Annotated in this window: 11 protein-coding genes and 1 riboswitch; of the genes, 10 read left to right on the top strand and 1 reads right to left on the bottom strand. The window is 67.6% G+C overall.

Annotated features, from left to right (window positions below):
- The first annotated feature begins 188 nt into the window (after positions 1 to 188).
- The 10 genes from ACFV8T_RS39155 to ACFV8T_RS39110 all read left to right on the top strand — a co-directional run bounded on the left by ACFV8T_RS39155 (position 189) and on the right by ACFV8T_RS39110 (position 10,119).
- Positions 189 to 797 carry a CDP-alcohol phosphatidyltransferase family protein gene (locus tag ACFV8T_RS39155; protein WP_385336918.1) on the top strand — a complete coding sequence of 203 codons (609 nt, stop codon included), beginning with the start codon at positions 189 to 191 and terminating at the stop codon, positions 795 to 797.
- A 113-nt stretch (positions 798 to 910) separates the two neighbouring features.
- Positions 911 to 3,406 carry a sugar phosphate nucleotidyltransferase gene (locus ACFV8T_RS39150; protein WP_385336915.1) on the top strand — a complete coding sequence of 832 codons (2,496 nt, stop codon included), beginning with the start codon at positions 911 to 913 and terminating at the stop codon, positions 3,404 to 3,406.
- 98 nt (positions 3,407 to 3,504) lie between these two features.
- Positions 3,505 to 4,428, top strand: a complete 924-nt coding sequence (locus tag ACFV8T_RS39145; RefSeq protein WP_385336912.1) for a DUF881 domain-containing protein — start codon at positions 3,505 to 3,507, stop codon at positions 4,426 to 4,428.
- Positions 4,425 to 4,757 (top strand): small basic family protein, encoded by a 333-nt coding sequence (locus tag ACFV8T_RS39140; RefSeq protein ID WP_003970459.1) that lies wholly within the window; start codon positions 4,425 to 4,427, stop codon positions 4,755 to 4,757. Before ACFV8T_RS39145 ends, ACFV8T_RS39140 begins: the two co-directional genes overlap by 4 nt.
- Before the next feature lie 5 nt (positions 4,758 to 4,762).
- Positions 4,763 to 5,551, top strand: a complete 789-nt coding sequence (locus tag ACFV8T_RS39135) for a DUF881 domain-containing protein (protein ID WP_385336909.1) — start codon at positions 4,763 to 4,765, stop codon at positions 5,549 to 5,551.
- Between the two features lie 190 nt (positions 5,552 to 5,741).
- A complete protein-coding gene (locus ACFV8T_RS39130; protein ID WP_385336906.1) occupies positions 5,742 to 6,530 on the top strand; it encodes an FHA domain-containing protein in 789 nt (262 codons plus the stop codon).
- A 17-nt stretch (positions 6,531 to 6,547) separates the two neighbouring features.
- Entirely contained in the window at positions 6,548 to 7,288 is a 741-nt protein-coding gene (locus ACFV8T_RS39125; protein WP_385336903.1) for a MerR family transcriptional regulator, read from the top strand.
- Positions 7,289 to 7,341: 53 nt separating this feature from the next.
- Complete coding sequence (locus ACFV8T_RS39120; protein ID WP_006123076.1) at positions 7,342 to 7,815, top strand: bifunctional nuclease family protein; 474 nt, start codon at positions 7,342 to 7,344, stop codon at positions 7,813 to 7,815.
- 168 nt (positions 7,816 to 7,983) lie between these two features.
- Entirely contained in the window at positions 7,984 to 8,601 is a 618-nt protein-coding gene (locus ACFV8T_RS39115) for a MerR family transcriptional regulator (protein WP_358943295.1), read from the top strand.
- Between the two features lie 57 nt (positions 8,602 to 8,658).
- Positions 8,659 to 10,119, top strand: coding sequence for a DNA polymerase IV (locus ACFV8T_RS39110; RefSeq protein WP_385336900.1), 1,461 nt, complete (start codon positions 8,659 to 8,661; stop codon positions 10,117 to 10,119).
- Here the strand turns inward: ACFV8T_RS39110 and ACFV8T_RS39105 are convergent.
- Positions 10,044 to 10,412: a PRC-barrel domain-containing protein gene (locus ACFV8T_RS39105; RefSeq protein WP_385336897.1), complete on the bottom strand. Its 369-nt coding sequence runs from the start codon at positions 10,410 to 10,412 to the stop codon at positions 10,044 to 10,046. The genes ACFV8T_RS39110 and ACFV8T_RS39105 overlap by 76 nt on opposite strands.
- Positions 10,413 to 10,525: 113 nt before the next feature.
- Positions 10,526 to 10,622, top strand: a riboswitch (glycine riboswitch).
- Positions 10,623 to 10,639 lie beyond the last annotated feature (17 nt).

The raw sequence follows: 10,639 nt of genomic DNA, 5'->3' as shown, positions 1-10,639 counted from the left end.
TGCAGGGGGGACCCTGTGGGAGAGTAGGACGCCGCCGAACTCCTTTTACGGGAAAGCCCCGTGCCCTTGTGGCACGGGGCTTTTCTGCGTTTACGAGATGCTTGCCGTCACCCCTGTGCAACCGACCGCGGAGGCTGAGGGTAAGGTCAGGGGGCATCATTGGCACGTTCTTCACAGGAGGCCCCCGGGTGGAGGTCCAGGAGACTCGGGTTCAGACGGACCGGGTACTCACCATCCCCAACATCCTCAGCATGGCTCGCCTTGTAGGGGTTCCGCTCTTCCTGTGGCTGATTCTTCGCCCCGTGTTCGGCGGCCCCCAGAGCGACGGCTGGGCCCTGCTGGTGTTGATGTTCAGCGGCATCAGCGACTACCTCGACGGTAAGCTCGCCCGCCGGTGGAACCAGATCAGCAGCCTCGGCCGGCTCCTGGACCCTGCCGCGGATCGCCTCTACATCCTTTCGACCCTCGTCGGTCTGACCTGGCGGGAGATCCTGCCACTCTGGCTCACCGCAGCACTTCTTGCCCGTGAGCTCATGCTCCTCGTGATGGTCGGAATCCTGAGGCGTCACGGCTATCCGCCGCCCCAGGTGAACTTCCTGGGGAAGGCGGCCACGTTCAACCTGATGTACGCGTTCCCCTTGTTGCTGCTCAGCGGTGGAAGTGGTTGGCTTGCATCGCTGGCCGCTATTTTCGGATGGGCGTTCGCAGGTTGGGGTACAACGCTCTATTGGTGGGCAGGGATCCTCTACGTGGTTCAGGTCCGCCGGCTCGTCAAGGCGGATGTAGTAGCCGATTGAGCTCGTTGACGCGGTGCCGCGCAGTGTGGCCGGCCCGCCTCTGATGACCCGGATGGTGCCCCGACGGGCGAAGTCGGCTAGACCGTCGTCTCTTCAAGGAGGACGTTTCCGACATGAAGGCCGTCGTGATGGCTGGCGGCGAAGGCACTCGTCTTCGCCCCATGACCTCAAGCATGCCCAAGCCGCTCCTGCCCGTCGCCAATCGGCCGATCATGGAGCACGTGCTTCGGCTGCTCAAGCGGCACGGGCTGAATGAGACCGTCGTAACGGTCCAGTTTCTTGCCTCGCTGGTAAAGAATTACTTCGGGGACGGCGAAGAGCTCGGGATGGAGCTCAGCTACGCCAACGAGGAGAAACCTCTCGGCACTGCGGGGAGCGTGAAGAATGCCGAGGAAGCGCTGAAGGACGATACCTTCCTCGTCATTTCCGGTGATGCGCTCACCGACTTCGATCTCACCGACCTCATCGCCTTCCACAAGGAAAAGGGCGGCCTGGTCACGGTGTGCCTGACCCGTGTGCCGAATCCCCTGGAATTCGGCATCACGATTGTGGACGAGGGTGGCCAGGTCGAGCGCTTCCTGGAGAAGCCCACCTGGGGACAGGTCTTCTCGGACACCGTCAACACAGGCATCTACGTCATGGAGCCCGAGGTATTCGACTATGTCGAAGCCGACGTCTCGGTGGACTGGTCCGGCGATGTCTTCCCCCAGCTCATGAAGGAAGGCAAGCCCATCTACGGCTACATCGCCGAGGGCTACTGGGAAGACGTCGGCACCCACGAGAGCTACGTGAAGGCGCAGGCCGATGTTCTTGAGCGAAAGGTCGATGTCGACATCGACGGCTTCGAGATCTCGCCGGGCGTATGGGTCGCGGAAGGCGCGGAAGTACATCCCGACGCAGTGCTGCGCGGACCTCTCTACATCGGGGACTACGCAAAGGTCGAAGCCGGTGCCGAGATTCGCGAGCATACGGTCATCGGGTCGAACGTCGTCGTCAAGAGCGGTGCATTCCTGCACAAGGCCGTGGTGCACGACAACGTCTATATCGGCCAGCACAGCAATCTGCGCGGATGCGTGATCGGCAAGAACACCGACGTCATGCGAGCGACCCGCATCGAGGACGGCGCGGTCATCGGGGACGAATGCCTGATCGGTGAGGAGTCGATCATTCAGGGCAATGTCCGCGTCTACCCGTTCAAGACCATCGAGGCAGGCGCCTTCGTCAACACCTCGGTGATCTGGGAATCGCGCGGACAGGCTCATCTCTTCGGCGCCCGGGGCGTGTCCGGCATCCTGAACGTCGAGATCACCCCGGAACTGGCGGTCCGGCTCGCCGGCGCCTATGCCACGACTCTGAAGAAGGGCTCGACGGTCACCACCGCCCGTGATCACTCCCGCGGTGCCCGTGCCCTGAAGCGAGCGGTGATCTCGGCCCTTCAGGCGAGCGCCATCGATGTCCGGGACCTGGAGAACGTACCGTTGCCCGTCGCGCGCCAGCAGACCGCGCGCGGGAGCGCCGGCGGGATCATGATCCGTACGTCGCCCGGTGTGCCCGACTCGGTCGACATCATGTTCTTCGACGAGCGGGGGGCGGACCTGTCGCAGGCGCGGCAGCGGAAGCTCGACCGGGTCTACGCACGTCAGGAGTACCGCCGTGCCTTCCCGGGCGAGATCGGGGATCTGTACTTCCCGTCCAGCGTCTTCGACTCGTACACCGGATCGCTGCTTCGGAACGTGGACACCACGGGGATTGCCGATGCGGGTCTGAAGGTGGTCGTCGACGCCTCCAACGGGAGTGCCGGGCTCGTACTGCCCAGCCTGCTGGGACGGCTCGGCGTCGACGCGCTGACCATCAATCCCGGCCTCGACGAATCACGGCCCACCGAGTCCGCCGAGACCCGGCGCTCCGGGCTGGTGCGGCTGGGCGAGATCGTCTCGTCGGCGCGGGCCGCGTTCGGCGTGCGGTTCGACCCGGTCGGTGAGCGGCTCTCCCTGGTCGACGAGCGGGGCCGGATCGTGGAGGACGACCGGGCGCTCCTCGTGATGCTCGACCTCGTGGCGGCCGAGCGGCGCAGCGGGCGGGTGGCGTTGCCGGTCACCACGACACGTGTCGCCGAGCAGGTCGCGGCGTACCACGGCACGCAGGTCGAATGGACGACGACATCGCCCGACGATCTGACGCGCGTGGGACGCGAGGAAGGCACCATCTTCGGTGGAGACGGGCGTGGGGGCTTCATCGTTCCCGAATTCAGCAGTGTCTTCGACGGCTCGGCCGCGTTCGTGAGGCTCCTGGGGCTGGTGGCCAGGACACAGCTCACCCTCAGCCAGATCGATGCCCGCATCCCCCGTGCCCATGTCCTGCGCCGTGATCTCGCCACTCCTTGGGCCGTCAAGGGCTTGGTCATGCGCCGGGTCGTGGAGGCCGCCGGTGACCGCAGCGTCGATACGACGGACGGGGTACGGGTCGTCGAGGCGGACGGGCGGTGGGTGATGGTGCTGCCGGACCGGGCCGAGGCGGTCACCCATCTGTGGGCCGAAGGGCCGGACGACGCCTCCGCACAGGCGCTGCTGGACGAATGGGCGGCGGTCGTGGACAGCGCAGGTCAGTGACGGTTGTTCCGGTGTGTCCGACGGCGGCCGACAGCGCCTTCGGGCACACCGGTGGGGCCATTCGGCGGTAGCGGCGGCGACGTGCGACGATGTGCGGCATGTCGCAGCAGCCCCCCGATCGGAGTACCGCCTCGCCTCCCGCGCGTCCCGACGCATCCATGTCGCTGCTGACCAATGTGATGGACCACAGCCTGGACGACGGATACGCCGAGGCATCGGCGCGTCGCAAGGCCGACGGGAGCGCGGGCCTGCCCCGTACGCTCAAGTCGAAGCTCGGCCTCGCCGCATGTCTGGTGCTCGCCGCCCTCGTCGTCACGCTCGGGGCCGCGGAGGCGCGCGTCTCCGCGCCGGTCCTTGCCAAGGAGCGCCAGGAACTGATCGATCGCATCGACGACGAGACGACGGCGGCCGACGCCCTCGAGTCGCAGGTGGACAAACTCCGGGACGACGTGGGCAGGCGCCAGCGCAAGGCGTTGGAGAAGCACGGCGGGGACCAGGGGGAACGGGTGGCGCTGCTCGCCGGGGCGACCCCGGTGGAGGGGCCAGGCGTGAAACTCGTCGTCGACGACGCCAAGAACACCGACCAGGGCGGTGGCGGACCGAGGGAGACCAGTGGATTCGCCGACACCGGGCGGGTCCGCGACCGGGACCTTCAGCGAGTCGTCAACGGGCTGTGGCAGTCCGGCGCGGAGGCGATCGCGATCAACGGGCAGCGTCTGACGGCCCTGTCGGCGATCCGCGCGGCGGGCGACGCCATACTGGTCGACAACAGACCGCTCGTTCCGCCCTACACGGTGCTGGCGGTGGGGAACGGGAAACAGCTCGGCAACGCGTTCCAGGACAGTGCCGACGGTCAGTATCTGCAGGCGCTCAAGGACACCTTCGACATCCGGACGAGCATGTCCGTGCAGCAGAAGGTGAGCCTCCCGGTCGCGCCGAGCCTGATCGTACGTACAGCAGAGCCTTATCAGGCCGCAGACACCGGCAGTGGTGCGGCAGAAACAGGGAAGGGCACATCGTGATCGCCGTACTGGGCCTCGTCGTGGGAGTCGTGGTCGGACTGTTGGTCCGGCCCGAGGTACCGGCAGTGGTCGAGCCGTATCTCCCGATCGCCGTCGTGGCCGCCCTCGACGCAGTCTTCGGTGGTCTGCGGGCCATGCTCGACGGAATTTTCGTCGACAAGGTGTTCGTCGTGTCGTTCCTCTCGAACGTCGTGGTGGCCGCACTGATCGTCTTCCTGGGCGACAAGCTGGGCGTCGGAGCGCAGCTGTCCACCGGTGTGGTGGTCGTGCTCGGGATCCGGATCTTCTCCAACGCCGCGGCCATCCGCCGGCACGTCTTCCGGGCCTGAGGCCGATGAGCAACGAAGAACTTCCCGACGACACGGAGCACGCCGGCGAGCAGACGGCGGGCTCCGCCAATGACCTCACCGGTCGTCAGCGGCTGATCGCCGGACTGTGGCCGCCGCGGGTGACGCGCGCTCAACTCATCGTCGCGGTGCTGCTGTTCGTTCTCGGTCTCGGACTGGCCATTCAGGTGCGGTCCAACAGTGACAACAGCGCACTGCGGGGTGCCCGGCAGGAGGACCTGGTCCGGATCCTCGACGAGCTGGACGACCGGACACAGCGCCTGGAGGACGAGAAGCAGCGGCTGGCCGCTCAGCGCACGGAGCTGGAGAACAGCTCCGACCAGGCCGAGGAGGCGCGCAAGCAGACGGTGGAGAAGGAACGGCAACTCGGAGTTCTCGCGGGCACCGTGGCGGCACACGGGCCCGGGATCACGCTCACCGTGAACGATCCCGGGGACGGGGTGAAGGCGGACATGCTGCTCGACGCACTCCAGGAGCTGCGGGCGGCAGGCGCCGAGGCGATCGAGGTCAACGGAGTGCGTGTGGTCGCCAATACGTATTTCTCCGGTGACGGCGGCAACGTCAGGGTCGACGATCGTAAGATCAGCGCGCCATACGTCTTCGAGGTGATCGGCAAGCCCCAGGATCTGGAGCCGGCGCTGAACATCCCGGGCGGTGTGGTGCAGACGCTGGAGAAGGAGCAGGCCACCGTGCAGGTCGCGCAGGCCGACGACATCGTCGTGGACGCCTTGCGACCGGCGAAGCAGCCTGACTACGCTCGGTCGTCGTCCCCGTGAGGCCGCGACGCGGAGGGGACGAAGGATACGGGCACGAGGTTGCGGGGGGTCGCCGCATCGTATTGGTGGTGCGTGGTGGAAACTGTCGAGTGGATACGGACGTTGTGAGGATGTCCGGGTCGGCAGGTGTGTTCATTCAGGGTTCGTCCTGCCCCACGGGCGGGTCTATTTCGGTCAAGGGGAAGCGCCCGTGAAGTTGTTTGGGAAGTTGTTCGGCAAGAGCGCTCGAGACGAGGCTGCCCGCCATCGCGCACCGCGCCATGGCCAGGCGGACGAGCAGGGCACGGAACGCCCGCTCTTCCGTGATCAGGTGTCGGGTACGGACAGTGACAATTCGGGAGCTTCCGGCGCGTCGTCTGTTGACCCTGCCGGTCCCGGCCGCATAGGTTTCGGAGAATCGTCGACCTCACGTACGGGTGGAGAGTTCGCCCCCAGGCAGGAGGGTTCGTCCATGCCGGTCTGTACGAGGTGCGGACATCGCAACGCCGAGGCCAGTCGTTTCTGCTCCAACTGCGGTGCGCCGCTGAGGGGTGGAGTTCCCGAGCGTGCCTCGGAGACGACCTCGACGATCTCCATCTCCGGTCTTGAGGCGTACGAGGCGGAGGTCACCGGGCAGACGGCCGTTCCGTCCCTCTCGCCCGAGGCACAGGCCGCCGTCGATGCCCTTCCGCTCGGCTCGGCGCTCCTGGTGGTGCGTCGTGGTCCGAACTCCGGCAGCCGCTTCCTGCTGGACAGCGAGCTGACCACGGCCGGCCGCCACCCGCAGAGCGACATCTTCCTCGACGACGTGACGGTGTCGCGGCGGCATGTGGAGTTCCGCAGGAGCCCCGACGGCAGCTTCACGGTCGGGGACGTGGGCAGCCTGAACGGCACCTACGTCAACCGTGAGCGCATCGACTCCGTCGCCCTGTCCAACGGCGACGAAGTGCAGATCGGCAAGTACCGGCTGGTCTTCTACGCGAGCCAGCGCGGTATCTGACCCGTCAGGGAAGGTCCATGCTGAGAACACCGACGGGCGGTGCCGTGGCCGGCACCGCCACCGCCGACGACCGCCCGATGAGCATCGGCACGGTGCTCCTGCGGCTGCGGGACGAGTTCCCCGAGGTCACGATCTCCAAGATTCGGTTCCTGGAGGCCGAAGGGCTCGTCGAGCCGCAGCGGACCCCGTCCGGCTATCGCAAGTTCCGTAGTGCCGATGTGGAGCGGCTGGCTCAGGTGCTGCGCATGCAGCGGGACCACTACCTCCCGCTGAAGGTCATCCGTGAGCATCTGGATGCCCTCGCCCGTGGTGAACAGGCCGCCCTCCCGTCCGGGGGCGGCCCGCGGGACCTGACCGGCGGCTGGGAGGCGGAGCCCGGACGGGCCACCGCGGCCCGGATCGGCCGTGCCGAGCTGCTGGCGGCCGCCGAGGTCACCGAGAGCGACCTGGACGAGTGGGAGTCGTACGGCCTGGTCGTTCCGACCGCCGAGGGCGGTTACGACGCCGAGATGGTCACAGTCGCCAAGCTTGTGGCGGATCTGGGCAGGTTCGGTCTGGAACCGCGTCACCTGCGTGCCATGCGAGCGGCTGCGGATCGCGAGGTCGGGCTCATCGAGCAGGTGGTCGCACCCTTGCGCCGGCACCGGAATCCGCAGACCAGAGCCTATGCGGAGGCCACTGCGAAAGAGCTTGCGGAGCTGTCCGTGAGGCTTCATTCGGCCCTTGTGCAGAGCGCTCTGCACATCCGGCTCCACTGATCACGCCGGTGCCCGACTACCCAAACCTGCCGGGCACGTCCTAGGGTTGCTGTGTGAACGAGCTCGACGTTGTGGGTGTCCGGGTGGAAATGCCCTCCAACCAACCGATCGTGCTCCTGCGTGAAGTGGGAGGCGACCGGTACCTCCCCATTTGGATCGGTCCTGGTGAGGCGACCGCGATCGCCTTCGCCCAGCAGGGCATGGCTCCGGCCAGGCCGCTGACCCATGATCTCTTCAAGGACGTGCTCGAGGCCGTCGGCCAGGAGCTCACCGAGGTCCGCATCACGGACCTCCGGGAAGGGGTCTTCTACGCGGAGCTGGTCTTCGCCAGCGGGGTCGAGGTGAGCGCGCGGCCGTCCGACGCCATAGCGCTCGCGTTGCGCACCGGAACGCCGATCTACGGCAGTGACGGGGTGCTCGACGACGCCGGCATCGCCATCCCGGACGAGCAGGAGGATGAGGTGGAGAAATTCCGCGAGTTCCTCGATCAGATCTCTCCGGAGGATTTCGGTACCAACAGTCAGTGACCGTTCTTCGGGGCCGCCGTCAGCGCATCCGGCAAGCCTTTCCCGCTCGTGAGTCACGGGAAACCACCCTCAGGGTGATTATCACTCGGCGTGCCGAGTGTGGCGATCGTTGACGCACCCCGAGTGACTGCCTACCTTCGAGATGGCAGGTCAAGGACGGAGGTCGGCGTGAGAAGCAGCGGCGACGGTACGGCAGCGGGTGGGCCGTATCCGCAGCAGGGGAGTACAGCCGACCACACCATCGTGCAACCGGTTCAACCGGCGGCGGTGGCGGGGGACGGAATGGCATCGGCCAACGACATCGGCTACCGCGGGCCGACCGCCTGCGCGGCTGCCGGGATCACCTACCGGCAGCTTGATTACTGGGCGCGTACGGGGCTGGTGGAGCCGAGCGTGCGTCCGGCGTACGGCTCCGGCACACAGCGGCTCTACAGCTTTCGGGACGTCGTCCTGCTGAAGATCGTGAAGCGCTTCCTGGACACGGGTGTGGCACTCCAGAACATCCGCACCACGGTTCAGCATCTGCGGGCCCGGGGATTCCAGGACCTTGAGCGGATGACGCTGATGAGCGACGGGGCGACGGTCTACGAGTGTTCCTCGCCCGACGAGGTCGTCAGCCTGCTCCAGGGCGGCCAGGGGGTCTTCGGCATCGCGGTGGGTGTGGTGTGGCAGGACGTGGACGCCGCCCTCTCGCAACTGCACGGCGAGCGGGTGGACACCGGCGAGACCCTCATCGGGAACAACCCCACCGATGAGCTCGCGCGGCGTCGCAATCGCGCCGGCTGACGCGGCCGACGGTTCGGGCGCGGCGATTGTCAGTGCCGTAGGGCAGCATCGATTGATGTGAGAGCCGCGCCCACCATCCTGCATCTGGACATGGATGCCTTCTACGCCTCTGCCGAGCAGGCGGCGAAGCCGAGCCTGCGCGGCAAGCCGGTCGTGGTCGGCGGACTGGGACCACGCGGAGTCGTCGCCACCGCCTCGTACGAGGCGCGACGCTTCGGGGTGCACTCGGCCATGCCCATGGCGCAGGCGCGGCGGCTGGCGCCCAACGCGGCCTATCTGGTGCCCCGCTTCCAGTTGTACCGGACGGTGAGCGACCAGGTGATGGAGCTGCTCGCGCGGCTCTCCCCGTTGGTGGAGCCCCTCAGCCTGGACGAGGCCTTCGTCGACCTGGAGGCCGGCGGGACGGCCGACGACACGGATTCCGCGCTGGAGATCGGCGAGCAGCTGCGTACGGCCATCAAGGCGGTGACCGGGCTCACCGGCTCGGTGGGGCTCGCCGGTTCCAAGATGCTGGCCAAGATCGCTTCGGAGGAGGCGAAGCCGAACGGCCTGCTGCTCATAGAACCGGGCACGGAGCGGGCGCTGCTCGCACCCATGTCGGTGCGGATTCTCCCCGGTGTCGGGCCGGCGACGGCGGACCATCTGCGCCGTGCCGGGATGACCACGGTCGACGACCTGGTCGAGGCGGGCGAGGACGAGCTCGTACGTCTGCTGGGGAAGGCGCACGGCGGCTCGCTCCACCGGATGGCGTTCGGGTACGACGACCGGCCGGTGGTCGCGGAGCGGGACGCGAAATCGGTGTCGGTCGAGGACACCTTCGACGCCGACCTGCACGACCGGGTGCGGATCAGGACGGAGGTCGAGCGACTGGCCGGCCGCTGCGTCCAGCGGCTGCGGGGCGCGGGTCGGTCCGGGCGGACGGTGGTGCTGAAGGTGCGCAGGTACGACTTCTCGACGCTCACGCGGTCCGAGACGCTGCGGGGGCCCACGGACGACCCCACAGTGGTCCGTGAGGCCGCCGCGCGGCTCCTGGAGGCAGTGGACACCACCGGAGGCGTCCGGCTCCTCGGAGTGGGCGTGACGGGGCTTGCCGACTACACGCAGGAGGACCTCTTCGCCCAGGCCGCCGGTGAGCGGGCCGCGACCGAGGATCCGGCTGCGGAGACGACGCCGTCCGGGGGCGACGGGGCCGGGCCGCCGGACGATCGCCGGGCGGAGGCCGAGGAGACCGCCGAGCAGCGCGCCGCGCGGCGCTGGCCCGCCGGACACGACGTACGCCATGACGCATACGGCCATGGCTGGGTGCAGGGCAGCGGCGTCGGCCGGGTGACCGTGCGGTTCGAGGAGCCCGAGTCGGCGCCCGGCCGGGTGCGTACGTTCCGGATCGACGACCCGGAGCTCCGGCCGGCCGATCCGCTGCCGTTGGTGCGGGACCCGGTGGACTACTCGTCCTGGCCGGCCAGTCTGCCGAAGTCCCTGTCCGGGCCGGCCCCCTCGGGCGGGGAGTCCAGACCGTAGTGCCGGTAGAGCTGGAGCTCCTGTTCCGGTGAGAGATGGCGGCCGACGCCGAAGTCGGGCGCTTCCTTGATCAGCGCGCGGTCGAAGGGGATGCGGAGCGAATCCTCCACGAATTCGCTGGGTTCCAGCGGGACGAACGCGTCCCGGCTGAAGAGTCCGGTACGTACGGCCGCCCACTCGGGCACACCGGTAGCGTCGTCGAGGTACACCTCGTCCACGGTCCCGATCTTGGTGCCCTTGCGGTCGAACGCCTTGCGGCCGATCAGGCTGCGCGGATCGATGTCGGTCTGCACGGTCCCTCCCACTGGTCGCGGCTACTCCACAAGCACTACAAAAGGGCAGATCCGGGTGGTTGGCCACTCGAGAAATCAGCCATGAACCCCGCTGGTAGGCTGGTGATGGCTGCTGACCCCGTGCGGGAGAGTCCTCCGGAGCTGATCCGAAGGCGCCGAAGGAGCAAATCCTCCCCGGAATCTCTCAGGCCCCCGTACCGCACGGACGAGGTCACTCTGGAAAGCAG

The sequence above is a fragment of the Streptomyces sp. NPDC059832 genome, assembly GCF_042731715.1.
In the GTDB taxonomy this organism is placed as follows: Bacteria; Actinomycetota; Actinomycetes; order Streptomycetales; family Streptomycetaceae; genus Streptomyces.
Note: the sequence above shows the minus strand (reverse complement) of the source record. Positions and strands in the feature narration are given on the sequence as shown.